Origin of the sequence: Stenotrophomonas maltophilia, from assembly GCF_001676385.1 — a bacterium.
GTDB lineage: Bacteria > Pseudomonadota > Gammaproteobacteria > Xanthomonadales > Xanthomonadaceae > Stenotrophomonas > Stenotrophomonas maltophilia_J.
The window spans coordinates 131,104-153,487 of the sequence record NZ_LYVJ01000005.1 but is presented as its reverse complement, the minus strand read 5'-3'; the positions used below and the strand labels follow the sequence as shown (position 1 = coordinate 153,487).

The following is a 22,384-nucleotide window of genomic DNA, read 5'->3' as shown; positions in this document are numbered from 1 at the left end:
CCCGGCGGGGTGCCGGGCACTGCCGGGCACCCCGAACCGTTATCCTTGCGGCCATGAGCCTGCCCGAAGCACCCGCACCCCGCGAGACCGCCGCGCCGCCGCGCGCGGTGCGCTTCCGATGGGCGTGGTGGCTGCTGGCCTACGTCAGCCTGGGTACCGGCATCGTCGGCATCTTCGTGCCGGGCCTGCCGACCACCGTGTTCATCCTGATCTCGGCCTGGGCCGCCTCGCGCGGTTCCGAGCGCCTGCACGGCTGGCTGCTGCAGCATCCACGTTTCGGCCCGGCCATCAGCAACTGGCAGGCCCACGGTGCGGTGAGCCGCTACGGCAAATGGATGGCCACGATTACCATGGCCGTGTGTGCCGGCATCATGCTGTGGTGCGTGCCGAACGCGTGGGTGAAGGGATTCTCGATCGGCAGCATGACCGTGGTGGCGATCTGGCTGTGGACCCGGCCGTTGCCGCCGCCGGAGCGGTAGTGCCGGCCGCTGGCCGGCAACCCGATCGGCTGCACCAACCGCTCAGCCACCAATGGCTATACTCGGGGGCATGAAGATCCCCCCTCGAAACGCCATCCTGATTCCGCTGGCAGCGGCCTCGCTGCTGTTCCTCGCCGCCTGCGGCAACAAGGGCCCGCTGGTACTGCCACAGAAGCCGGTGCCGGTGGAAGAAGCCGTCGAACCCGCTACCGCGCCTGCCGCCGAGGCGGTCCCGGCGGAAACCCAGGGCGCTGATACACCCGCCACGACGGTGGACCCGGCCGCACCGACGACGCAGCCGGCACCTGCGCCAGCGAAGAAGGCGGACGACGGGAATGAGTAAGGCGGGTTCCAAGGCGCTGCGCTTCAGCAAGATGCACGGTGCGGGCAATGATTTCGTAGTGATCGACCTGCGGGACGGCACCTTGCCGCCCACGCCTGGACTGGCCGCACGCCTGGCCGACCGCCACACCGGCGTCGGTTGCGATCAGATCCTGACCATCGAAGCGCCGCGTGAGGAAGGCTCGGTGGCCTCGTACCGGATCTGGAACGCCGACGGCTCCAATTCCGAGCAGTGCGGCAACGGCGCGCGCTGCATCGCCGCCTGGCTGGTACGCGAGGGCAGTGCGCAGGGCGATCACTTCGTCATCGACAGCCCACTGGCCAGCCACGAAGTGAAGGTACTGGGCGATGACCGGTTCGCAGTAACCATGGGCGTGCCCAGATTCGAGCCGGCCAACGTGCCGCTGATGGGCTTCGCCCATGCACGCGAAGAGTACCTGCTGCCATTGCAGGGCGAGAGCGTACGCTTCGCGGCGGTATCGATGGGCAACCCGCACGCGGTGATCGAAGTGGGCCTGGTCGATGCCGCGCCGGTCGAGCGCGTCGGCACGCTGCTGCAGCAGCATGCCTCGTTCCCGCGCTCGGTGAACGTGGGCTTTGCCCAGGTGATGGGGCCGGAACATGCCCGCCTGCGGGTATACGAGCGTGGCGTCGGCGAAACGCTGGCCTGCGGAAGTGGCGCCTGTGCCGCCGCAGTGACCCTGATGCAGCGCGGCCGCCTGCGGCGCGACGCCCGCATCAGCCTGCCCGGTGGCGACCTGCGCATTCAATGGCCGGGCGAGGGCCAGCCGGTGGTGATGGCCGGCCCGACTGCATTCGTCTTTGAAGGGGAGTGGATGGCATGACCGACATCGTCGACAAGCTCGGGGCCCATGAAGTCGCGGCCTGGTTGCGGCGACATCCGGGCTTCCTCAAGCAGTTCCCGGACCTGGCCCTGACCCTGGTGGTGCCGCGCGACGACGGCCCGACCGCGTCGCTGGCCAGCTACCAGCTGGAAGTGCTGCGCGAGAAGAACCGCGAGCTGGCGCGACGGTTGGCCGACCTGGGCGCGACCGCCCAGGTCAACGAACGCCTGGCGGTGCGCACGCATCAGCTGACCCTGGCGCTGATGAAGCAGGACAACGCCGCCGACACCCTGCGTGCGATGGCTGCCTCGCTGCAGGAAGATTTCGCCGGCGACCTGGTGCGGCTGGTGGTGCATGCGCCGGTGGCCGGGCTGGAACAGGCCGACTGGCTGCAGGTCATCGCCGCCGATGATCCGCAGCTGGGCCCGTTCCGTGATTGCCTGAAGGATGGCGAGCCGATCTGTGGCCGCCTGCAGCCGGAAAAGAATGCCGTGCTGTATGGCGTGCGCAGCGAGGAAGTGCAGACCACCGCGCTGCTGCCATTGCCGGGCGTGGGCCTGATCGCAGTGGGCAGCCATGACCCGAACCGCTTCTATCCGGGCATGGGCACGCTGTTCCTGCGCATGATGGGCGATGCCCTGGCCACCGGCCTGAAGCGCTTCCAGGGCTGAGCGGAACGCCCGGCGATGAGCGCGGTACAGGCCTTCCTGCAGCACCTGCAGGTGGAGCGGCGGATGTCGGTGCATACGCTCGATGCCTACCGCCGTGACCTGGATGCGTTGTCGGCCTGGGCCGAACCGCGTGGTGTTGCGGTGGAGGCACTCGACGCCGAGGCGCTGCGCCAGTTTGTTGCCGATGAGCACCGCCGCGGCCTGTCGGCCAAGAGCCTGCAGCGCCGGTTGTCGGCCTGCCGAAGCTTCTACGCCTGGCTGCTCAAGCATGGACGCATCGAGGCCAGTCCAGCGGCGACGCTGAAGGCACCACGTGCGCCGCGCAGGCTGCCGCAGGTGCTCGATGCCGATGAAGCGGTGCAGCTGGTCGAGCTGGAACCAGACGGTGAGCTCGGCCGCCGTGACCGCGCGCTGCTGGAGCTGTTCTATTCCTCGGGCCTGCGGCTGAGCGAAGTCTGCGCGCTGACCTGGCGCGACCTGGATTTCGCCAGCGGCCTGGTCAATGTAACGGGCAAGGGCAACCGGCAGCGCCGGGTACCCTTCGGGCGGCCGGCGCGTGAAGCGCTGCAGGCGTGGCGTGCGGAAAGCGGCGGCGGCCCGGCCACGCCGGTGTTTCCCGGCCGTAACGGGCCGATCAGCCAGCGCGCGGTGCAGATCCGCATCCGCCAGCTGGCGCAGCGCCAGGGCCTGTTCAAGCATGTGCATCCCCACATGCTGCGGCACAGTTTCGCCAGCCACATCCTGGAGTCGTCCGGCGACCTGCGCGGCGTGCAGGAGCTGCTCGGCCACGCCGACATTGCGACCACCCAGATCTATACCCACCTCGACTTCCAGCACCTGGCCAAGGTCTACGATGCCGCGCATCCACGTGCGAAGCGCCGCAAGGATCCGCCCGGCGGGAGCGGGTAATGCCAGGCCCTTCCGGCGGCTGTGCGATCCATGCTTGGTGCTGCCGGAACAACCGCCGCTTGATCCGCATCAGGGCAGGGCCGGCGCCGTTGGCGCACCATGGTCGCAGGCCACGAGGACACTGCAGGCATGGCAAAGCCGGTTCCGTTGCATCCCCGCCACCCCGAGCGCATCTGCTGGGGCTGCGACCGTTACTGTGCGGCTGACGCGCTGGCCTGCGGCAACGGTTCCGGCCGCACCCAGCACCCGATCGAGACGCAGGGTGAAGACTGGTACATCGCCTGGGGCATCGAGGCCGATCCGGACCGGCCAGCGCACGCCAAGCGCTGAACGGCAGCCATCCACGCAGGCTTGATCGTACCCGGCGCTGTCCCCATGTCCCGGAGACAGCCATCGGAGGCCGCATGGACCCCAGTCAGAACCCCAACGTTTTCCACGCCACCACCATCGTCTGCGTTCGTCGCGGCGGGCATGTGGCCATTGCCGGCGACGGCCAGGTCACGCTGGGCCACACCGTGATGAAGGGCAACGCGCGCAAGGTGCGCCGCCTCGGCCGTGATGGCCAGGTGCTGGCCGGCTTCGCCGGTGCCGCCGCCGATGCCTTCACCCTGTTCGAGCTGTTCGAGGCCAAGCTGGAAAAGCACGGCCAGCTGCAGCGTGCTGCGGTCGAGCTGGCCAAGGATTGGCGCACCGAGCGCCGCCTGGGCAAGCTCGAAGCCCTGCTGGCGGTGGCCGACAAGGAAACCTCGCTGATCATCAGCGGTACCGGCGATGTGATCGAGCCGGAGGACGGCATCATCGCCATCGGTTCCGGTGGCTCGTATGCACTGTCGGCTGCGCGTGCGCTGATGGCACATACCGAACTGGATGCGCGCACCATCGCCAGCGAAGCGATCGGCATCGCCGGTGACATCTGCATCTATACCAACCGCAACGTGGTGGTCGAGGAGCTTTGACCGCTCTTCCGTAGTGCCGAGCCATGCTCGGCAGGGCTGCCCGCCAGCCGAGCATGGCTCGGCTCTACATGCATCTGAATCCGTGAGCACATCCATGTCGAAGATCGAAGTTTCCTCCGCCACCATGACCCCGCGCGAGATCGTGCAGGAACTGGACCGGCACATCGTCGGCCAGCACGACGCCAAGCGCGCGGTGGCCATCGCCCTGCGCAACCGCTGGCGTCGCATGCAGCTGCCAGCGGAGCTGCGCAATGAAGTCATGCCGAAGAACATCCTGATGATCGGCCCGACCGGCGTCGGCAAGACCGAGATCGCGCGTCGCCTGGCCACCTTGGCCAATGCGCCGTTCGTGAAGGTCGAAGCGACCCGCTTCACCGAGGTCGGCTACGTCGGCAAGGACGTCGAGCAGATCATCCGTGACCTGGCTGACACGGCGGTCAAGCTGTACCGCGAACAGGCCAAGGTGCGCGTGCGGACCCAGGCCGAAGAGCGCGCCGAAGACCGCATCCTGGATGCGCTGCTGCCGCGTCGCAGCGGTGGCATCGGGTTCGATCCGGACGTGGCACGCAGCGAACCGTCGGCGCAGGACAGCGAGACCCGCATCAAATTCCGCAGGATGCTGCGCAATGGTGAACTGGACGAGCGCGAGATCGAACTCGACCTGGCTGCCAACGTCAGCCTGGACATCATGACCCCGCCGGGCATGGAGGAGATGGGCCAGCAACTGAAGTCGATGTTCGCCAACCTCGGTGGCGGCGCCAAGGCGCACAAGCGTACGCTGGCCATCAAGGCCGCGCGTCCACTGCTGATCGAAGAAGAGGCCGGCAAGCTGGTCAACGAGGACGATATCCGCACCGCCGCGATCGAGGCCTGCGAGCAGCATGGCATCGTCTTCATCGACGAGATCGACAAGGTTGCCAAGCGCGGTGACAACGTCGGCGGTGGCGACGTCTCGCGCGAAGGCGTGCAGCGCGACCTGCTGCCGCTGGTGGAGGGCTCCAACGTGTCGACCAAGTACGGCACGATCAAGACCGACCACATCCTGTTCATTGCGTCGGGCGCTTTCCACCTGGCCAAGCCCAGCGACCTGATTCCGGAACTTCAGGGCCGCTTCCCGATCCGTGTCGAACTGGGGGCGCTGAGCAAGGGCGATTTCGTGCGCATCCTGACCGAGCCGAAGGCCGCGCTGACCAAGCAGTACGAAGCGCTGCTGGCCACCGAGGGCGTCAAGGTCAGCTTCACCACCGACGCGATCGAGCGCCTGGCCGAGATCGCCTTCCAGGTGAACGAGCGCCAGGAGAACATCGGTGCCCGCCGCCTGCACACCGTGCTGGAGCGCCTGCTGGATTCGCTCAGCTACGAGGCGCCGGACCGCGACGGCGAAACCCTGGCCATCGACAGCGCCTACGTCGACAAGCACCTGGGTGAGCTGGTGCAGGACCCGGACCTGAGCCGCTACATCCTGTAACGCCCGTTGGATGCGGGATCCCTTGCCGTGGCGAGGGCTCTGGCCCCGCCCGCAACAGAAGAGGCCGCCGGACGGCGGCCTTTCCTGTTGGCGGTCAGCGCGAGTGCCGGGCGCGATAGTCCTGCAACACCTGGTCGATCACCGCACTGGTGCGGGCAGCGCTGACGCCGGTCGAGGGCGAACGGCCGCTGCCGCGCAGTTCGTCCACAAGGGTGGCAATCAGCGGTTGCTGGATCGATGGTGGGTTCGGGATGTCGAACGTCTGCATGCCGGCTTCGGTTTCCAGTACCACGGGAACGTCCTCGAAGGTGGCAAAGCGCAGCCGGCCGCGGTCGCCGGTGATCTCGATTTCATCGTGGCGGCGGAATGCGCAGAAGCTCCACTGGGCGATGCCGTGGGCCCCGGTCCCGGTGCGGAAGCACATCGAGACGCTGTCCTCGGCGGCATACGCGCCTGCCTGCGAACTGGCCAGGCCGTGGACATCGGTCAACGGCCCCAGCAGGTGGTCGAGCAGGTCCAGCGTGTGCGAGCCCAGATCGACGAACAGCCCGCCACCTGCGATCGCGGGATTGGTCCGCCAGAAGTCCGGCGATGCGGCAGCTGCCGAATGCGCCCGGTGCAGGGTGGCGCGCACGCAGCGCGGCGTACCGATCACGCCGTTGTCCAGCAACTGCTTCACCTGCGCGAAGCGGGGCAGGGCACGGCGGTAGTAGGCCACGAACACCGGCACGCCGCTGCGCGTGCTGGCTTCCATGATGCGCTGGCATTCGCCGTGGTCCATCGCCATCGGCTTTTCGATGTAGACCGGCTTGCCTGCAGCGATCGCCTGCAGCGCGTAGTGCATATGAGTGGACGGCGGTGTTGCGACGTACACCGCGTTCACGTCCGGATCGGCGATGAGCGCACCGGCATCCGTGTACCAGCGGGGAACGGCATGGCGCCGGGCGTAGTCTTCGGCCAGCGCTGCATTGCGGCGCATCACTGCCGCCACCCCTGAGCCAGGCGTGCCGGCCAGGGCGGGGCCGCTCTTTTTCTCGGTGACACTGCCGCAGCCGATGAAACCCCACACCACGTTGTCCAGCACCATCGCGTCGTTCTCGCTGTTGATCGGGTCGGGAGCGTGCAACGTTCACCGCGCCAGGTGATCTACGCCTCCGGCAGCGGCTCGGGCACCGTACCGGGTACGAACACACCGTCCTTCACGTAGGCGGCCAGGGTCATGTCCAGCGCCAGCATGCCGTCGCGCTTGAGGTCCATGAGGTCCGGTTCGACCATCGCGCCGTGCAGCACGCCCAGCACGGTGGCGTGCAGCATGCGTGCGGCGATCTTCGGGTCGGCACCCTCGCGCAGCTGGCCCAGGTCCCTGGCACGGCGCAGTGCACGTTCCATGCGGTCCAGCGCGTCGCGGAAACCCGCCTGCTGCAGTTCGGTCAACACCCTGGTATCGGCCGAGGCATCGCTGCGCAGCATGATCTCCATGGTCTTGCGCAGGCGTTCGTCTTCGGACAGCTCGATGAACGAGTGGATCATCACCGCGCGCAGGTCATGCACCGGGGTGTCGCGCTGGTCGGTCGAGGTCCGCTCCAGTTCCTGCATGAAAGGCAGGTGCACCCGCTCGACGATCGCGGCCAGCACCTCGCTCTTGTTCTTGAAGTGCCAGTACACCGCGCCCCGGGTGTAACCGGCGCGGGCACCGATCATCTCCAGCGTGGTGCGGGCCACGCCGTGTTCATGGAAGCAGGCTTCGGCGGCGTCAAGGATGCCTTCCCGGGTTGCCTGGGTGTCCTCTTTGGTCTTGCGGGCCATGGATGGGTATGCGGGCGGGTGAAACGTGGCTGAATTGTACTGGTTTACAAACAAACAAGCATGTATGTATATTTCGCTCCCATCATTCCCGCCGTGTGCGTGGCAAGCCGGTCCGGCTCCCACTCCCCACTGGTGAGCGTTGCCTGCTGGCGCTTCGGTCGGTATCAGCGCTGTTTGAGATTCCTTTCCCTGAGAGCCTTTCCGTCATGTTGCTGAGCCGAATCCGACCCATTGCGCTGTCACTGGCGATCGCCGCGACCGTGGCTGCCTGTGGCGGCCAACCCCAGGCCCCCGAGCAGGGCCCCGGCCAGGTCACCGTGGTCACGCTGAAGTCCGCGACCGTGGGCCTGACCCGCGAACTGCCGGGCCGCACCAACGCCTTCCTGGTCGCCGAAGTGCGCCCGCAGGTCAATGGCATCGTCGCCAGGCGCCTGTTCACCGAGGGCGGCATGGTCAGGGCCGGCGAGCCGCTGTACCAGATCGAGGACGCCAGCTACCGCGCCCAGGCCAACAGTGCCCGCGCCCAGCTGGCGCGCGCCGAAGCCACCGCCAATGCCGCGCGCCTGAGCGCCAGGCGCATCAGCGAGCTGGCCAAGGTCGACGCGGTCAGCCAGCAGGACCTGGAAAACGCCGTGGCCGCGCAGAAGCAGGCTGAAGCCGATGTTGGGGCTGCCAGGGCCGCGCTGGATGCGGCCAACGTCACTCTGGGCTACGCCCGAATCACCGCGCCGATCAGCGGCCGCATCGGCAAGTCCAGCGTCACCCAGGGCGCGCTGGTCAGCGCCGGCCAGGCCACTGCACTGGCCACCGTGCAGCAGCTGGACCCGATCTATGTCGACCTGACCCAGTCCTCGGCCGAGCTGCTGCAGCTGCGCCGCGAACTGGCCGCCGGCCGCCTGCAGGACAACCAGACGCTGCCGGTCAGCATCCTGATGGAAGACGGCAGCACCTTCGAGCACAAGGGCACGCTGGAGTTCTCCGAAGTCAGCGTCGACCCGGCCACCGGCAGCTTCGGCCTGCGCGTGAAGGTGGACAACCCGGACGGCCTGCTGATGCCGGGCATGTACGTGCGTGCGGTGATCGGCGGCGGTGTGCGCAGCGATGCGGTGCTGGTGCCGATGCAGGGCATCGCCCGCGATCCGAAGGGCGACACCACCGCGATGGTGGTCGGCAAGGACAGCAAGGTCGAAGTGCGCCCGGTCAAGGTCAGCCGCACGGTCGGCGACAAATGGCTGGTCGAGGACGGCCTGAAGGCCGGCGACAAGGTCATCGTCGAAGGCCTGCAGAAGATCGGCCCCGGCATGCCGGTCAAGGCCACCGAGAAGGGCGACGCACCCGCCAAGGCGGCGCCTGCCCAGCCTGCCGCCCCGGCCGGCGACGCGAAGTAAGCGGAGAACCCCATGGCACGCTTTTTCATCGATCGACCCATCTTCGCGTGGGTGATCGCCATCATCATCATGCTCGCCGGCGGCCTGGCCCTGTTCAAGCTGCCGGTCTCGATGTACCCCAACGTCGCGCCGCCGGCGGTGGAAATCAGCGCCACCTACCCGGGTGCCTCGGCCAAGGTGGTCGAGGACTCGGTGACGCAGATCATCGAGCAGAACATGAAGGGCCTTGATGGCCTGATCTACTTCTCCTCCAACAGCTCGTCCAACGGCCAGGCCACCATCACCCTGACCTTCGAGAGTGGCACCAACCCGGACATCGCCCAGGTGCAGGTGCAGAACAAGCTGCAGCTGGCCATGCCGCTGCTGCCGCAGGAAGTGCAACGGCAGGGCATCAACGTAGCCAAGTCCAGTTCGGGCTTCCTGAACGTCATCGCGTTCGTGTCCGAGAACGGCAGCATGGATGCGAACGACATCGCCGACTACGTCGGCTCCAACGTTGTCGACCGCCTCAGCCGCGTGCCGGGCGTGGGCAACATCCAGGTGTTCGGTGGCAAGTACGCCATGCGCATCTGGCTGGACCCGAACAAGCTGCATGCCTATGGCCTTTCGGTTGCGGAAGTGACCGCCGCGATCAAGGCACAGAACGCCCAGGTGGCCATCGGCCAGCTCGGCGGTGCACCATCGGTGAAGGGCCAGCAGCTCAACGCCACGATCAACGCGCAGTCGCGCCTGCAGACCCCGGAACAGTTCCGCAACATCATCGTGCGTGGCGCGCAGGACGGCGCCGAACTGCGCCTGGGAGATGTCGCCCGCGTCGAGCTGGGCGCGGAGTCGTATGACTTCGTCACCCGCTACAACGGCCAGCCGGCCAGCGGCCTGGCCGTCACCCTGGCCACCGGCGCCAATGCGCTGGATACCGCCGCCGGCGTGGATGCCGCGCTGGAGGACATGAAGAGCTTCTTCCCGGCCGGGCTGAAGGCGGAGATCCCGTACGACACCACCCCGTTCGTGCGCGTGTCGATCAAGGGCGTGGTGCAGACCCTGCTCGAAGCGATCGTGCTGGTGTTCGTGGTGATGTACCTGTTCCTGCAGAACTTCCGCGCCACCCTGATCCCGACCATCGCGGTGCCGGTGGTGCTGCTGGGGACCTTCGGTGTGCTGGCGATGCTGGGCTTCTCGGTGAACATGCTGACCATGTTCGCGATGGTGCTGGCGATCGGCCTGCTGGTGGACGACGCCATCGTGGTGGTGGAGAACGTCGAGCGCATCATGTCCGAGGAAGGGCTGTCGCCGCTCGAAGCGACGCGCAAGTCGATGGGCCAGATCACCGGTGCGCTGGTGGGCATCGGCCTGGTGCTGTCGGCCGTGTTCGTGCCGATGGCCTTCATGAGCGGCTCCACCGGCGTGATCTATCGCCAGTTCTCGGCCACGATCGTTTCGGCGATGGCGTTGTCGGTGCTGGTGGCGATCGTGCTGACCCCGGCGCTGTGCGCGACCCTGCTCAAGCCGCTGAAGAAGGGTGAGCACCATGTCGCCCACCGCGGCCTGGCCGGCCGCTTCTTCAATGGTTTCAACCGCGGCTTCGACCGTACCAGCGAAAGCTACCAGCGCGGCGTGCGCGGCATCATCCACCGCCCATGGCGCTTCATGGGCGTCGTGGCGGCGCTGTTCGTGCTGATGGGCGTGCTGTTCGTGCGCCTGCCCAGCTCGTTCCTGCCCAACGAGGACCAGGGCGTGCTGATGGCGCTGGTGCAGGCACCGGTCGGTGCCACCCAGGAACGCACGCTGGAATCGATCGCAGCCCTGGAAAACCACTTCCTGCAGAACGAGAAGGATGCGGTGGACTCGGTGTTCTCGGTGCAGGGCTTCAGTTTTGCCGGCATGGGCCAGAACGCGGGCATGGCGTTCGTCAAGCTGAAGGACTGGAGCGAGCGCGACGCCAGCAATGGCGTGATGCCGATCACCGGCCGCGCGATGGCGGCGCTGGGCCAGATCAAGGATGCCTTCATCTTCGCCTTCCCGCCGCCGGCCATCCCGGAGCTGGGCACTGCCTCGGGTTACACCTTCTTCCTGAAGGACAACAGCGGGCAGGGCCACGAGGCACTGGTGGCCGCACGCAACCAGCTGCTCGGCCTCGCCGCCGGCAGCAAGAAGCTGGCCAACGTGCGCCCCAACGGCCAGGAAGACACGCCGCAGTTCCGCATCGACATCGATGCGGCCAAGGCGACGTCGCTGGGGCTGTCGATCGACCAGATCAACAGCACGCTGGCCGCCGCGTGGGGCAGCTCGTACATCGACGACTTCGTCGATCGCGGCCGCGTCAAGCGCGTGTTCGTGCAGGCCGACCAGGCGTTCCGCATGGTGCCGGAGGACTTCGATCTGTGGTCCGTGAAGAACGACAAGGGCGAAATGGTGCCGTTCAGTGCGTTCGCCACCAAGCACTGGGACTACGGCTCGCCGCGCCTGGAGCGCTACAACGGCGTGTCGGCGATGGAGATCCAGGGCGAGCCGGCGCCGGGTGTTGCCTCCGGTGATGCCATGGCCGAGATCGAGCAGCTGGCCAAGCAGTTGCCGCCAGGCTTCGGCATCGAATGGACGGCGATGTCCTACCAGGAACGCCAGGCCGGTTCGCAGACGCCGCTGCTGTATGCGCTGTCGCTGATGATCGTGTTCCTGTGCCTTGCCGCGATGTACGAGAGCTGGAGCGTGCCGACCGCCGTGCTGCTGGCCGCCCCGCTGGGCATCCTCGGCGCCGTGCTGGCCAACACCTTCAAGGGCCTGGAGCGCGACATCTACTTCCAGGTGGCGATGCTGACCACGGTGGGCCTGACCAGCAAGAACGCGATCCTGATCGTCGAGTTCGCCAAGGAAAACCTGGAGAAGGGCGCCAGCCTGATCGACTCGATCATGCACGCCGTGCGCGATCGCTTGCGCCCGATCGTGATGACCTCGCTGGCCTTCGGCATGGGCGTGGTACCGCTGGCGATCTCCAGCGGTGCCGGCTCCGGCGCCAAGCAGGCGATCGGCACCGGCGTGCTCGGCGGCATGATCGTCGGCACCGTGCTCGGCGTGTTCTTCGTGCCGCTGTTCTTCGTGGTGGTGCAGCGCGTGTTCAAGCGCAGATCCACGACGTGATCGAAACGGTAGTGCCGGCCACTGGCCGGCATTGCCTCCTGCCATCCGGCAGTACCGATGGAAGTCATTCCCATGAAAAGTGCATCCCTGTTCCTTTCCATTGCCGCCGCGCTCGCGCTGGCCGGCTGCTCCACCCTGGCGCCGAAGGACACCGCCGTCGCTCCGGCCATCCCGGCGCAGTGGCCGGCCGAGGTGTCCCAGGGCGAAGTCATCGATGCTGCTGCACTCGGCTGGCGCGACTTCTTCACCGATGCGCGCCTGCAGCAGGTGATCGACCAGTCGCTGCACAACAACCGCGACCTGCGCGTGGCCGTGCTGAACGTCGAGCGCGCGCGTGGCCAGTACCGCGTGCAGCGTGCCGATCGCGTGCCCGGCGTGGCCGTCACTGGCCAGATGCAGCGGCAGGGCACCGGCGCCGGTGTGACCGAACAGTTCACCGCCGGTGTCGGCGTGGCCGAGTTCGAGCTCGACCTGTTCGGTCGCGTGCGCAACCTCAGTGAGGCGGCACTGCAGCAGTATTTTGCCGTGGCTGCCAACCGCCGGAGCGCGCAGCTGAGCCTGATCGCCGAGACCGCTACCGCGTGGTTGACCCATGGGGCCGACGCGCAGCAGCTGAAGATTGCCGAAGCCACGTTGCAGACCTATGAGGATTCGCTGCGCCTGGCCGAAGCCCGGCACGAGCGAGGCGGCAGTTCGGCGCTGGAGCTGACCCAGACCCGCACGCTGGTAGAGGCCGCACGCACCGATGTGGCGCGCCTGCGTGGCCAGCTGGCCCAGGACCGCAATGCGTTGGCGCTGCTGGCCGGTGGCCCGCTCGATCCGGCGCTGCTGCCGGACAGCATCGAGCCGCGGCTGCTGGCGGTGGCACCGCCACCGGCGGGCCTGCCCAGCGACGTGCTGCTGCAGCGCCCGGACATCATGGCCGCCGAGCACCAGCTGCTGGCGGCCAATGCCAACATCGGTGCGGCACGCGCGGCGTTCTTCCCCAGCATTTCACTGACCGGGAGCCTCGGGAGTGGATCGACTGAACTGTCCAACCTGTTCGACAGCGACACCCGCCTGTGGAGCTTCCTGCCGAAAGTGACCCTGCCGATCTTCCAGGGTGGCAAGCTGCGCGCCAACCTGGCCATCGCCAACGCCGACCGTGATATCGCGCTGGCGCAGTACGAGAAGGCAATCCAGGTGGGCTTCCGCGAAGCCGCTGACGCGCTGGCGTTGAATGCCAGCCTGGATGAGCAGGTCAACGCCCAGCAGCGCCTGGTGGACGCCGCCGGGCAGGCCAACCGCTTGTCGCAGGCCCGCTATGACGCCGGCCTGGACAGCTTCGTCACCCTGCTCGATGCCCGGCGAACGGCGTACAGCGCGCAACAGACGCAGTTGCAGGCCCAGCTGGCGCAACAGGCCAACCGCGTAACCCTGTACAAGGTGCTGGGTGGTGGCTGGCACGAGCGCGGGTAGTCCGCGCTTCTGGCAGGTGCCAACCTTGGTTGGCACCTGCCTGGACGATCAATGGTAGTGCCGGCCGCTGGCCGGCATTGTCATTCCGGGATCTGCTACACCGCTTCGTCGTCGCGGTTCGCGGCATGGCAGGCGCGTACGCGCGCCAGCGCATCGCCGGCTTCGCGCGCCATCTGCTCGTACTCCGCGCGGATCTCTTCCAGTCGCGCTTCGTCCAGCTCTTCCAGGTCGAGAAGCTCGTTGTTGGCTTCGGACGTGGCCCGGATCAGCTCGTCCAGCTTGATCTGCATCGCCGCCGTATCCGCGTTCTGCGTGTGCTGGATCAGGAACACCATCAGGAAGGTGATGATCGTGGTGCCGGTATTGATCACCAGCTGCCAGGTGTCGTTGAACCCGAACACGGGGCCGGTGATGCCCCAGAAAACCACGATGCCGACCGCTCCGAGGAAGGTCCACGGCGATCCTGCCGCCGTCGAGGCCTTCTTGGCGATGGTGTTGAACAGCTTTCTTGCTCTCATCGTGACCGCTCCAGGGGAATCGATACGATGATCGGCACGCGGCCGTGCAGGCGACGTGCAGCGCCGTCAGGCGCGCATGCGCTGCAGCCGCGGTGCCTGCAGGCTGCGCACCGGGCTGCTCTGGTACACGTGCTCCCAGCAGCGCTCGACGAATTCGCGGGCCTGGGCTTCACTCAGGCGCGGCATGATCTGCAGGGCGTACTGGGTCTGGAACATCTCGTCCCGTTCGGCCTCGCTGGCGCGCGGCTGGGTGATCAGTGAGTCGCAGGCGAACTTGATCCACGGCACATAGGAGCCGAAGGAGTTGTGCGGCAGCACCCCGTCGGCATGCTGGCGGCGCCAGTGCTCGAGTTCTGCGTCGACATCGATGACCGGGGGAATGGCAGGAACTTCAGCGTGCATGACAATCCAGTTCGGTTGAGGGAAAAGGGAGTGGGGGGCCTTGGAGTGTGGCCGATGTGCCGGTGGATGCCGCGTCAGGACGATGTAGAGCCGGCGTTGCGGCTGCCTATCAACTGCGCGTGCTCGACCGCGCCCAGTTCCTCGGCGATTCCGGCCATCGCATTGCACAGGCGCACGTGGTCGATCGGATGGCCGCGTACCAGCTGCAGCTGCAGTGCCTGATAGGCGGTCCAGAACCGCGCGCCGCGCCGGTGCAGCACGTACTGCTGCCGCAGGCGCTCACGGATCGCATCGAGGGCAGGATCGGTCACGGGTCGTACGGCGCGAGCGCACATGCCTGGCTCCGTCGGGGGAAAGGAAATCCCGGTAGACCCCACCTTAGGCGCGTCGGCCGTGCGGGGTGTTACCACCGTGTATGCAGGCGTCGCAGTGGACTGTGCACTGGTTCACAGCGACTGATGCAAACGCTGCCAGCGCAAGGCGGCAGCGCTGCTGAAGCGTTCATTAAATCGTGCTGATTGATGTGGAAGCGGCCCCGTTCGCCCTCATTCACCAATGTCCTCGTTCCAGATGTCCGGATGCTGCGCGATGAAGCCGCCGAGCAGATCGACGCATTCCTGGCTGTCGAGGTCGATCACGTTGACGCCGTTTTCCCGCAGCCAGTCGATGCCGCCCTGGAAGGTGCGCGATTCGCCCACCACGACGGTGCCGATGTTGAACTGGCGAACCAGGCCCGAGCAGTACCAGCACGGCGCCAGGGTGGTGACCATGATGGTGTCCTGGTACCGACGCTGGCGGCCGGCCTTGCGGAAGGCGTCGGTTTCGCCGTGCACCGACGGGTCGCCTTCCTGCACGCGGCGGTTGTGGCCGCAGCCGAGCAGGCGGCCGTCGTTGTGGTACAGCGCCGCGCCGATCGGGACGCCGCCTTCGGCCAGGCCCTGGCGGGCTTCGGCAATGGCGGTCTGCAGCAGGGCCGGGTAGTCGGGCGTGGTGATCATGCGGGGCTCCGATGGGTCATGGCCGGCCATGATAAGGCCCGGTTGCCCCGCAGCGGCTCCGGCGGTGCGATAATCGGGGCCATGAGCGAATCCCCCTACAAATCCGGTACCACCCATTTCGGGTTCCGCGACGTCGCCGCCAAGGACAAGCAGAAGCTGGTCGGCCAGGTGTTCACCTCGGTCGCGCGCAACTACGACCTGATGAACGACCTGATGAGCCTGGGCGTGCACCGGGCGTGGAAGCGCTACTACGTGGCAACCGCGCAGGTGAAGCCGGGCGACCGCGTGCTCGATCTGGCCGGTGGCACCGGCGACATCGCCGCCCTGCTGAAGGAACGCGTCGGCGCCGAGGGTTCGGTAGTGCTGGGTGACATCAACGCCGGCATGCTGTCGGTTGGCCGTGATCGCCTGACCAACCGCGGCCTGGTGCTCGGCCTGGACTACGTACAGTGCAACGCCGAAGCCCTGCCGTTCCCGGACAACAGCTTTGATCTGGTCACCATTGCCTTCGGCCTGCGCAACGTCACCGACAAGGACGCCGGCCTGCGCGAGATGTACCGCGTGCTGAAGGTGGGCGGCCAGGCCCGCGTGCTGGAATTCTCCGAAGTGACCGCCGACTGGTTCAAGCCGATCTACGACTTCCACTCGTTCAAGATCCTGCCGAAGCTGGGCAAGCTGTTCGCCAATGATTCGGACAGCTACCAGTACCTGGCCGAGAGCATCCGCAAGCACCCGCCGCAGGACGAGCTGAAGGCGATGATGGGGCAGGCCGGATTCGAGCGCTGCCACTACAAGAACCTGACCGGCGGCATCGTTTCGATCCACTCCGGCTACAAGCTGTAGCCCCTGCCTTGGGAGGTGCCAACCCTGGTTGGCACAGCGCAGGCCGCGAGCGGTGAAAGGTCCGTGCCAACCTGGGTCGGCATGGTCGCGCACCGCGCACCCGGCCGGCCATTACCCCGCACCGCGCAACGCCTGCGGGGCCGGAGGGAGGTACCATTGGGGTTTGATCCCCGTAACGGTCCCGATTCATGCGTAATCCGCTGATGCTCCTTCCGCTGGCCGTGGCCCTGGCCGCCGGCTGCTCCCAGGAGGCGGCCGCGCCCGCCGCCGCCCCGACTGCCGCAAAGGCCCCCGCCGCCCCCGTGAACGCCGAGAACCGCAGCCACGACGAAAGCTCGTACGCCGAGCCGGACAAGGTCGCCATCAAGGACATCGCGCTGGATCTGAAGCTGGACTTCGACCAGAAGCAGATCGGCGGCACCGCCACCTACACCCTGGAATGGAAGCAGAAGGACGCCAGCCAGCTGGTGCTCGACACCCGCGAGCTGACTGTGTCCAAGGTCGAGGCCGTCGCCGCCGATGGCGCGCGCAGCCCGCTGAAGTTCGAGCTGGCCGCCGCTGACAAGGTGTTTGGCAGCAAGCTCACCATCGAGGCCCCGGAACAGCCGGCCAGGGTGGAAGTGACCTACCACACCGCACCGACCGCCTCGGGCCTGCAGTGGCTGGCGCCGTCGATGACCGAGGGCAAGAAGCTGCCCTTCATGTTCAGCCAGTCGCAGGCCATCCACGCCCGTTCCTGGGTACCGTTGCAGGACACCCCGAGCGTGCGCTTCACCTACAGCGCGCATGTGGTCTCGCGCCCGGACGTGATGGTGCTGATGAGCGCCGACAACGATCCGAAGGCCGCGCGTGACGGTGACTACACCTTCAAGATGCCGCAGCCGATTCCGTCCTACCTGCTGGCCATCGCCGCCGGCGACCTGGTGTTCGAGCCGATCTCCGGCCGCTCCGGCGTCTGGGCCGAGCCGACCATGGTCAACAAGGCCGCCAAGGAATTCGAAGACACCGAGAAGATGATCGGTGCTGCCGAGAAGCTGTACGGCGAATACCGCTGGGGCCGCTACGACATGCTGGTGCTGCCGCCGTCGTTCCCGTTCGGTGGCATGGAGAACCCGCGCCTGACCTTCGCCACCCCGACCGTGATCGTCGGCGACAAGTCGCTGGTCTCGCTGGTCGCCCACGAACTGGCGCACAGCTGGTCGGGCAACCTGGTGACCAACGCCAGCTGGAAGGACATCTGGCTCAATGAAGGCTTCACCACCTACGTCCAGGGCCGCATCACCGAAGCCCTGTACGGCAAGGAGATGGCCGAAATGGAGAAGCAGATCGACCAGACCGACCTGCTGGCCGAAGTGAAGGACATGAGCCCGGCCGACCAGGCGCTGGCGTTGCCGCCGCTGAACGAGCGCGACCCCGACGAAGCCCTCAGCCAGGTCGCCTACGTCAAGGGTGCCTGGTTCCTGGAGTTCCTGGAGCAGCGCTTCGGCCGCGAGACCTTCGATCCGTTCCTGCGTGGCTGGTTCGATGACCACGCCTTCCAGAGCGCGAACACCGACCAGTTCGTTGAGTACATGAAGAAGAACCTGCTGCCGAAGAATCCGTCGGCAGTGACCGAGGCCGAACTGAAGGCGTGGCTGGACGAGCCGGGCATTCCGGCGTTCGCGGCCAAGGCCCAGTCGCGCAACTTCAGCAGCGTCGATACCGCGCGCATCGCCTTCGCCAGCGCCGGCAACGTGCCCAGCAGCCAGGTCATCGCCGACTGGAGCACGCAGGAATGGGTGCGCTTCATCGACGGCCTGGGCGCGACCCAGCCGCTGGACAAGCTGGCCACGCTGGACAAGGCCTTCCACTTCACCGGCACCCCGAATGGCGAGATCGCCATGCGCTGGTACCCGTTGGCGATCCGCAGCGGCTACGAGCAGGCCAATGAAGGTGCGGCCGCATTCATCGAGCGCGTCGGCCGTCGCAAGCTGATCCTGCCGATCTACGCCGAACTGGTGAAGACCCCGAAGGGGCTGGAACTGGCCAAGCAGGCCTTCGAGAAGGCCAAGCCGGGCTACCACCCGATCACCACCGCCTCGGTCCAGGACATGCTGGCCAAGGCCGAAGCCAAGTAAGAAAACGCGCCGGGCATCCCCCGGCGCTTTTTTTGTAGAGTCGAGCCATGCTCGACTGCTGTTGAACGGCCAGTCGAGCATGGTTCGACTCTACAAGAATGCGAAAACACGAAGGACCTCCGCCATGAAACGACTGATCCTGCTTACTGCCTGCAGCCTGGCACTGGCCGCCTGCAGCAACCCCGAGGAAGAACGAAAGGCGCAGGAAGCCGCCGCGGCGGCCGCGCAGGCGCAGAAGGAAGCCAAGGCCGAGGACGTGGCCAAGCAGTACGACATGGCCGTGGCCGCGCAGGACTGGGAACGCGCACGCCTGCATGGCGCCTCGCTGCTGGACCAGTACAAGGACACCGCCGCCGCTGAGCGCATCGCCGCCGGCTTCGACGAGGTCAAGGCCAAGGGCGATGCCGCGCGCGATCTGCGCCGCATGCAGGCGCTGTGGCAGTACAACCAGATCCCGGTCGGCAGCAAGGGCAGCCAGGTCTCGGCGTCGATCTACAGCAAGGAACGGGTGGACGTGGATGGCAGTGGCGCCAAGCCGGTGCAGCTGGTGTTCCGCGATCATCCGGAGTGGAAGCGCCACGCCTACCTGGTGCTGCAGGCCGGCGATTTCCGGTGCCCGCAGTGCACGGTAAAAGTGACCGTGGACGACGGCAGGCCGGTGCCGATGGCGGCCTGGCGCCCGAAGACCGATGAAGCCATTGCCCTGTTCATCACCGACCAGAAGGCGCTGTGGAAGCTGGCCCGCAAGGGCAGGTCGATCAGCATCGAATTCCCGGTCAAGGCGGGTGGCACCCGCACTGCGGTGTTCGAGACCGGGGGTGTCGACGCCAGCCGGATGCCGCAGTGGTGGCAGTGACGCCCCAGGCAGGCAGCGTGCGGCACGCGCTGTCCACGATCCGCCACTGGGTATTCGACATGGACGGTACCCTGACCGTGGCGGTGCATGATTTCGCCGCGATCCGGCGTGCGCTGGAGATCGCGGCCGAGGAAGACATCCTCGAGCATATCGCGGCATTGCCGGATGCACCTGCGCAGGCCAAGCGTGAGTGGCTGCTGGACCACGAGCGTGCACTGGCCGAGGATGCGTTGCCGGCACCGGGCGCGGTGAAGCTGCTGCGCGCGCTGGCGGCGGCCGGCTGCCGGCTGGGCATCCTGACCCGCAACGATCATGCGCTGGCGAAGCTGACGCTGGAGGCGATCGGGATCGGGGCACTGTTCGATGATGCCGACATCATCGGCCGTGATGAGGCGGTGCCCAAGCCTTCGCCGGACGGCCTGCAGCAGCACCTGCGGCGCTGGGGCATTGCAGCGACGGAGGCCGTCATGGTCGGTGACCACGGCTACGACCTGGAGTGCGGCCGTGCTGCGGGCACCCACACCGTGCTGGTCAACCTGCCGGAGAACCCGTGGCCGGGCCGCGCCGACTGGCATTTCGCCGATTGCCGCGCGCTGTTGGCGGCCTGGCAGGGCGCCTGATGATGTAGAGCCGGGCCCAGGCTCGGCTCTTTTCGTTCCGATCGCGCTGGCGCGCGCAAGCCGAGCACGGCTCGGCTCTACAGGAATCAAGCAGCGCGTCGACCAAGGTCGACACCTGCCAACAGCATTCCCGGCAGCGCATCGGGTGGAAAGCCCCCTTGTTGTTCAAGGGGGCGCGCCGAAGGCGCGGGGATAAGGTGGAATGCGCGGGCAGTTCGGGTTACGCGCCCAGCGCGTAACCGAACTGCTGCTTGAACTGCTCGTTGAACTCGTCGAAGGTGAAGCGCTGGTTCTGCGTGCCCGGGTGCTCGACCTTCAGCGCGCCCATCAGGTTGCCCATGCGACCGATGGTCAGCCAGTCGTAGCCCTTCTGGATGCCGTAGATCAGGCCGGCGCGGAAGGCGTCGCCACAGCCGGTCGGGTCGACCACGCGGCGCTCGTGCGCCGGCGGGATGTCGTAGCTCTTTTCCGGGGTGTGGATGACCGCGCCCTTCGGGCCACGGGTGGTGATGTAGGCCTGCACCCGGCTGACGATTTCCTTTTCGTCCCAGCCGGTGCGCTCCTGCAGCAGGTTGGACTCGTAGTCGTTGACCACCACGTAGTCGGCCTGTTCGATGAAGACGCGCAGTTCAGGACCATTGAACAGCGGCATGGCCTGGCCCGGATCGAAGATGAATGGAATGCCGTCTTCGTGGAACTCCTGCGCGTTCTGGATCATGCCCTCGCGGCCATCCGGGCCGACCAGGCCCAGGGTCACGCCGGGCACGCCACGCACGTGGTTCTCGTAGGAACGCATCATCGCGCCCGGATGGAAGGCGGTGATCTGGTTGTTGTCGTGGTCGGTGGTGATGAACGCCTGGGGGGTGAACAGCTCATCGATCACGCGCACGCGCGAGAGGTCGATGCCCAGGCCCTCGAAGTACTCGCGGTAGGGTCCGAAGTCCGAGCCCACGGTGCCCATCGGGATCGGCTGGCCGCCCAGCAGGTGCAGGTTGTAGGCGATGTTGCCGGCGCAGCCGCCGAACTCGCGGCGCATGCGCGGCACCAGGAACGACACGTTCAGGATGTGCACCTTGTCCGGCAGGATGTGATTCTTGAACTGGTCCGGGAACACCATGATGGTGTCGAAGGCAAGAGAACCACAGATCAGAGCGGACATCGATGTAAGCCTATGCGGTGAATTTTGGGGTGGGCCAGCCCGGTTCGGCGGGCAAGCAAACGGCGCCCTTGGGCGCCCGACGGCGCAAAGGTTACCCGCTGGTGCCGTCCAGAGCCAGAACCGGGTGAGGCCCGATCAGGCCGAAAGCCTGTGAAGACGCGGGTTCAGCTGGATTTTTCCTTGCTCGGCGGCAGGCGGGTTGCTAGGCTTGTCGGCCTCGATTTCTGCCCATTTTTTCGCCATCCCGCGGCGGGCACGACACCCCTCAGGACTCCTTCCTCAGATGTTCAAGAAACTCCGTGGCATGTTCTCCAACGACCTGTCCATCGACCTGGGCACGGCCAACACTCTCATCTACGTGCGCGGGCAGGGGATCGTGCTGAACGAGCCGTCGGTCGTGGCCGTGCGCCAGGACCGCGCCATCGGTGGCACCCGCTCGGTGGCCGCCGTCGGCGCCGAAGCCAAGCAGATGCTGGGCCGTACCCCGGGCCATATCACCACCATCCGCCCGATGAAGGACGGCGTCATTGCCGACTTCACCTATACCGAGGCGATGCTCAAGCACTTCATCAAGAAGGTGCACAAGTCGCGCGTGCTGCGCCCGAGCCCGCGCGTGCTGGTCTGCGTGCCGGCCGGCTCGACCCAGGTCGAGCGCCGCGCGATCAAGGAATCGGCCGAGGAAGCCGGTGCCCGCGACGTGTACCTGATCGAAGAGCCGATGGCCGCCGCGATCGGTGCCGGCATGCCGGTCACCGAAGCCCGTGGCTCGATGGTCATCGACATCGGTGGCGGTACCACCGAAGTGGCGGTGATCTCGCTCAACGGCATCGTGTATTCGGCCTCGGTCCGCATCGGTGGCGACCGCTTCGACGAATCGATCACCAACTACGTGCGCCGCAACCACGGCATGCTGATCGGTGAAGCCACCGCCGAGCGCATCAAGGTCGAACTGGGCTGCGCCTACCCGCAGGCCGAGGTGCAGGAACTGGAGATCTCCGGCCGCAACCTCGCCGAGGGCGTGCCGAAAATGATCAAGATCAGCTCCAACGAGGTCCTCGAAGCCCTGCACGAGCCGCTGTCGGGTATCGTCAGCGCGGTCAAGCTGGCACTGGAGCAGACCCCGCCGGAACTGTGCGCCGACGTCGCCGAGCGCGGCATCGTGCTGACCGGTGGCGGTGCCCTGCTGCGTGACCTGGACCGCCTGATCTCCGAGGAAACCGGCCTGCACGTGCAGGTGGCCGATGATCCGCTGACCTGCGTGGCCCGCGGCGGCGGCCGCGCGCTGGAGCTGGTGGACATGCACGGCAACGAGTTCTTTGCGCCGGAATAAGCCGTCCCGGCCGCTTCCGCCCGCTGCGCCCTTCCGGGGTGCGGCCCGCCGTGATGGCGGGCCGGCGCCGGCGGGGCGCCCGCG

At 67.0% G+C, this 22,384-nt stretch carries 23 protein-coding genes; 16 read left to right on the top strand and 7 right to left on the bottom strand.

Features of this window, described 5'->3' with window-relative positions; translation table 11 throughout:
* Window positions 1–53: 53 nt before the first annotated feature.
* The 8 genes from A9K58_RS08020 (at window position 54) to hslU (ending at window position 5,670) form a co-directional block, all read left to right on the top strand.
* Window positions 54–479 carry a YbaN family protein gene (locus tag A9K58_RS08020; protein ID WP_065198868.1) on the top strand — a complete coding sequence of 142 codons (426 nt, stop codon included), beginning with the start codon at window positions 54–56 and terminating at the stop codon, window positions 477–479.
* A 70-nt stretch (window positions 480–549) separates the two neighbouring features.
* Window positions 550–822 (top strand): LPS translocon maturation chaperone LptM, encoded by a 273-nt coding sequence (lptM, locus tag A9K58_RS08015; RefSeq protein ID WP_065198867.1) that lies wholly within the window; start codon window positions 550–552, stop codon window positions 820–822.
* Window positions 815–1,666, top strand: a complete 852-nt coding sequence (gene dapF, locus A9K58_RS08010; protein ID WP_065198866.1) for a diaminopimelate epimerase — start codon at window positions 815–817, stop codon at window positions 1,664–1,666. Before lptM ends, dapF begins: the two co-directional genes overlap by 8 nt.
* On the top strand, window positions 1,663–2,337 hold the full coding sequence (locus tag A9K58_RS08005; protein ID WP_065199021.1) for a DUF484 family protein: 675 nt from the start codon (window positions 1,663–1,665) through the stop codon (window positions 2,335–2,337). Before dapF ends, A9K58_RS08005 begins: the two co-directional genes overlap by 4 nt.
* 15 nt (window positions 2,338–2,352) lie before the next feature.
* The gene (xerC, locus tag A9K58_RS08000; protein WP_065198865.1) at window positions 2,353–3,246 is read left to right on the top strand and encodes a tyrosine recombinase XerC; all 894 of its coding nucleotides are present in this window, start codon (window positions 2,353–2,355) and stop codon (window positions 3,244–3,246) included.
* Between the two features lie 129 nt (window positions 3,247–3,375).
* Window positions 3,376–3,576: a DUF3079 domain-containing protein gene (locus A9K58_RS07995; protein ID WP_065199020.1), complete on the top strand. Its 201-nt coding sequence runs from the start codon at window positions 3,376–3,378 to the stop codon at window positions 3,574–3,576.
* 74 nt (window positions 3,577–3,650) lie between these two features.
* Window positions 3,651–4,202: an ATP-dependent protease subunit HslV gene (gene hslV / locus A9K58_RS07990; protein ID WP_065198864.1), complete on the top strand. Its 552-nt coding sequence runs from the start codon at window positions 3,651–3,653 to the stop codon at window positions 4,200–4,202.
* Between the two features lie 94 nt (window positions 4,203–4,296).
* Window positions 4,297–5,670: an ATP-dependent protease ATPase subunit HslU gene (gene hslU, locus A9K58_RS07985; RefSeq protein ID WP_065198863.1), complete on the top strand. Its 1,374-nt coding sequence runs from the start codon at window positions 4,297–4,299 to the stop codon at window positions 5,668–5,670.
* A gap of 94 nt (window positions 5,671–5,764) precedes the next feature.
* Here hslU and A9K58_RS07980 read toward each other — a convergent pair whose 3' ends face one another.
* Together A9K58_RS07980 and smeT are read right to left on the bottom strand one after the other, a co-directional pair.
* Entirely contained in the window at window positions 5,765–6,757 is a 993-nt protein-coding gene (locus A9K58_RS07980; RefSeq protein WP_065199019.1) for a Gfo/Idh/MocA family protein, read from the bottom strand.
* Window positions 6,758–6,816: 59 nt separating this feature from the next.
* A complete protein-coding gene (gene smeT, locus A9K58_RS07975) occupies window positions 6,817–7,476 on the bottom strand; it encodes an efflux transporter SmeDEF transcriptional repressor SmeT (protein WP_065198862.1) in 660 nt (219 codons plus the stop codon).
* 206 nt (window positions 7,477–7,682) lie between these two features.
* Here smeT and smeD point away from each other — a divergent pair, with 206 nt between their 5' ends.
* Genes smeD through smeF form a run of 3 tightly spaced genes read left to right on the top strand, consistent with a single transcriptional unit; the run spans window position 7,683 to window position 13,457 of the window.
* A complete protein-coding gene (gene smeD / locus A9K58_RS07970) occupies window positions 7,683–8,864 on the top strand; it encodes a multidrug efflux RND transporter periplasmic adaptor subunit SmeD (RefSeq protein ID WP_065198861.1) in 1,182 nt (393 codons plus the stop codon).
* Window positions 8,865–8,876: 12 nt separating this feature from the next.
* Window positions 8,877–11,999 carry a multidrug efflux RND transporter permease subunit SmeE gene (gene smeE, locus A9K58_RS07965; RefSeq protein WP_065198860.1) on the top strand — a complete coding sequence of 1,041 codons (3,123 nt, stop codon included), beginning with the start codon at window positions 8,877–8,879 and terminating at the stop codon, window positions 11,997–11,999.
* Window positions 12,000–12,056: 57 nt separating this feature from the next.
* On the top strand, window positions 12,057–13,457 hold the full coding sequence (smeF, locus tag A9K58_RS07960; RefSeq protein WP_155760455.1) for a multidrug efflux RND transporter outer membrane subunit SmeF: 1,401 nt from the start codon (window positions 12,057–12,059) through the stop codon (window positions 13,455–13,457).
* Window positions 13,458–13,552: 95 nt separating this feature from the next.
* Here the strand turns inward: smeF and A9K58_RS07955 are convergent, their stop codons facing one another.
* The 4 genes from A9K58_RS07955 to A9K58_RS07940 form a co-directional block, all read right to left on the bottom strand.
* On the bottom strand, window positions 13,553–13,975 hold the full coding sequence (locus tag A9K58_RS07955; protein ID WP_065198858.1) for a low affinity iron permease family protein: 423 nt from the start codon (window positions 13,973–13,975) through the stop codon (window positions 13,553–13,555).
* Window positions 13,976–14,041: 66 nt separating this feature from the next.
* Window positions 14,042–14,377 carry a hypothetical protein gene (locus A9K58_RS07950; RefSeq protein ID WP_065198857.1) on the bottom strand — a complete coding sequence of 112 codons (336 nt, stop codon included), beginning with the start codon at window positions 14,375–14,377 and terminating at the stop codon, window positions 14,042–14,044.
* A 74-nt stretch (window positions 14,378–14,451) separates the two neighbouring features.
* Window positions 14,452–14,712, bottom strand: coding sequence for a hypothetical protein (locus A9K58_RS07945; RefSeq protein WP_065198856.1), 261 nt, complete (start codon window positions 14,710–14,712; stop codon window positions 14,452–14,454).
* A gap of 210 nt (window positions 14,713–14,922) precedes the next feature.
* Window positions 14,923–15,375, bottom strand: coding sequence for a nucleoside deaminase (locus A9K58_RS07940; RefSeq protein WP_065199018.1), 453 nt, complete (start codon window positions 15,373–15,375; stop codon window positions 14,923–14,925).
* Window positions 15,376–15,456: 81 nt separating this feature from the next.
* On the opposite strand from A9K58_RS07940, the gene ubiE reads away from it, so the two are divergent.
* The 4 genes from ubiE to A9K58_RS07920 all read left to right on the top strand — a co-directional run bounded on the left by ubiE (window position 15,457) and on the right by A9K58_RS07920 (window position 19,811).
* A complete protein-coding gene (gene ubiE, locus A9K58_RS07935; RefSeq protein WP_065198855.1) occupies window positions 15,457–16,218 on the top strand; it encodes a bifunctional demethylmenaquinone methyltransferase/2-methoxy-6-polyprenyl-1,4-benzoquinol methylase UbiE in 762 nt (253 codons plus the stop codon).
* 188 nt (window positions 16,219–16,406) lie between these two features.
* Complete coding sequence (locus A9K58_RS07930) at window positions 16,407–18,335, top strand: M1 family metallopeptidase (protein ID WP_065198854.1); 1,929 nt, start codon at window positions 16,407–16,409, stop codon at window positions 18,333–18,335.
* A 124-nt stretch (window positions 18,336–18,459) separates the two neighbouring features.
* On the top strand, window positions 18,460–19,191 hold the full coding sequence (locus A9K58_RS07925) for a hypothetical protein (RefSeq protein ID WP_065198853.1): 732 nt from the start codon (window positions 18,460–18,462) through the stop codon (window positions 19,189–19,191).
* Window positions 19,179–19,811: an HAD family hydrolase gene (locus tag A9K58_RS07920; RefSeq protein ID WP_065198852.1), complete on the top strand. Its 633-nt coding sequence runs from the start codon at window positions 19,179–19,181 to the stop codon at window positions 19,809–19,811. Before A9K58_RS07925 ends, A9K58_RS07920 begins: the two co-directional genes overlap by 13 nt.
* Window positions 19,812–20,031: 220 nt before the next feature.
* On the opposite strand, the gene A9K58_RS07915 is transcribed toward A9K58_RS07920, so the two are convergent.
* Window positions 20,032–20,970: a carbohydrate kinase family protein gene (locus A9K58_RS07915; protein ID WP_065198851.1), complete on the bottom strand. Its 939-nt coding sequence runs from the start codon at window positions 20,968–20,970 to the stop codon at window positions 20,032–20,034.
* A 283-nt stretch (window positions 20,971–21,253) separates the two neighbouring features.
* Here A9K58_RS07915 and A9K58_RS07910 point away from each other — a divergent pair, with 283 nt between their 5' ends.
* On the top strand, window positions 21,254–22,300 hold the full coding sequence (locus tag A9K58_RS07910; protein ID WP_005411077.1) for a rod shape-determining protein: 1,047 nt from the start codon (window positions 21,254–21,256) through the stop codon (window positions 22,298–22,300).
* The last annotated feature ends 84 nt before the right edge of the window (window positions 22,301–22,384 follow it).

What these genes read in the sequence shown, in the direction of transcription:
- dapF (WP_065198866.1), top strand. Translation starts at nt 815, where the DNA reads ATGAGTAAGGCGGGTTCCAAGGCGCTGCGCTTCAGCAAGATGCACGGT.
- A9K58_RS07930 (WP_065198854.1), top strand. Translation starts at nt 16,407, where the DNA reads ATGCGTAATCCGCTGATGCTCCTTCCGCTGGCCGTGGCCCTGGCCGCC.
- smeT (WP_065198862.1), bottom strand. Translation starts at nt 7,476, where the DNA reads ATGGCCCGCAAGACCAAAGAGGACACCCAGGCAACCCGGGAAGGCATC.
- xerC (WP_065198865.1), top strand. Translation starts at nt 2,353, where the DNA reads ATGAGCGCGGTACAGGCCTTCCTGCAGCACCTGCAGGTGGAGCGGCGG.
- A9K58_RS07925 (WP_065198853.1), top strand. Translation starts at nt 18,460, where the DNA reads ATGAAACGACTGATCCTGCTTACTGCCTGCAGCCTGGCACTGGCCGCC.
- smeE (WP_065198860.1), top strand. Translation starts at nt 8,877, where the DNA reads ATGGCACGCTTTTTCATCGATCGACCCATCTTCGCGTGGGTGATCGCC.
- hslV (WP_065198864.1), top strand. Translation starts at nt 3,651, where the DNA reads ATGGACCCCAGTCAGAACCCCAACGTTTTCCACGCCACCACCATCGTC.
- A9K58_RS08005 (WP_065199021.1), top strand. Translation starts at nt 1,663, where the DNA reads ATGACCGACATCGTCGACAAGCTCGGGGCCCATGAAGTCGCGGCCTGG.
- A9K58_RS07955 (WP_065198858.1), bottom strand. Translation starts at nt 13,975, where the DNA reads ATGAGAGCAAGAAAGCTGTTCAACACCATCGCCAAGAAGGCCTCGACG.
- smeF (WP_155760455.1), top strand. Translation starts at nt 12,057, where the DNA reads ATGGAAGTCATTCCCATGAAAAGTGCATCCCTGTTCCTTTCCATTGCC.
- A9K58_RS07945 (WP_065198856.1), bottom strand. Translation starts at nt 14,712, where the DNA reads ATGTGCGCTCGCGCCGTACGACCCGTGACCGATCCTGCCCTCGATGCG.
- hslU (WP_065198863.1), top strand. Translation starts at nt 4,297, where the DNA reads ATGTCGAAGATCGAAGTTTCCTCCGCCACCATGACCCCGCGCGAGATC.
- A9K58_RS07915 (WP_065198851.1), bottom strand. Translation starts at nt 20,970, where the DNA reads ATGTCCGCTCTGATCTGTGGTTCTCTTGCCTTCGACACCATCATGGTG.
- A9K58_RS07910 (WP_005411077.1), top strand. Translation starts at nt 21,254, where the DNA reads ATGTTCAAGAAACTCCGTGGCATGTTCTCCAACGACCTGTCCATCGAC.
- A9K58_RS07980 (WP_065199019.1), bottom strand. Translation starts at nt 6,757, where the DNA reads ATGGTGCTGGACAACGTGGTGTGGGGTTTCATCGGCTGCGGCAGTGTC.
- A9K58_RS07995 (WP_065199020.1), top strand. Translation starts at nt 3,376, where the DNA reads ATGGCAAAGCCGGTTCCGTTGCATCCCCGCCACCCCGAGCGCATCTGC.
- ubiE (WP_065198855.1), top strand. Translation starts at nt 15,457, where the DNA reads ATGAGCGAATCCCCCTACAAATCCGGTACCACCCATTTCGGGTTCCGC.
- A9K58_RS08020 (WP_065198868.1), top strand. Translation starts at nt 54, where the DNA reads ATGAGCCTGCCCGAAGCACCCGCACCCCGCGAGACCGCCGCGCCGCCG.
- A9K58_RS07950 (WP_065198857.1), bottom strand. Translation starts at nt 14,377, where the DNA reads ATGCACGCTGAAGTTCCTGCCATTCCCCCGGTCATCGATGTCGACGCA.
- A9K58_RS07940 (WP_065199018.1), bottom strand. Translation starts at nt 15,375, where the DNA reads ATGATCACCACGCCCGACTACCCGGCCCTGCTGCAGACCGCCATTGCC.
- lptM (WP_065198867.1), top strand. Translation starts at nt 550, where the DNA reads ATGAAGATCCCCCCTCGAAACGCCATCCTGATTCCGCTGGCAGCGGCC.
- smeD (WP_065198861.1), top strand. Translation starts at nt 7,683, where the DNA reads ATGTTGCTGAGCCGAATCCGACCCATTGCGCTGTCACTGGCGATCGCC.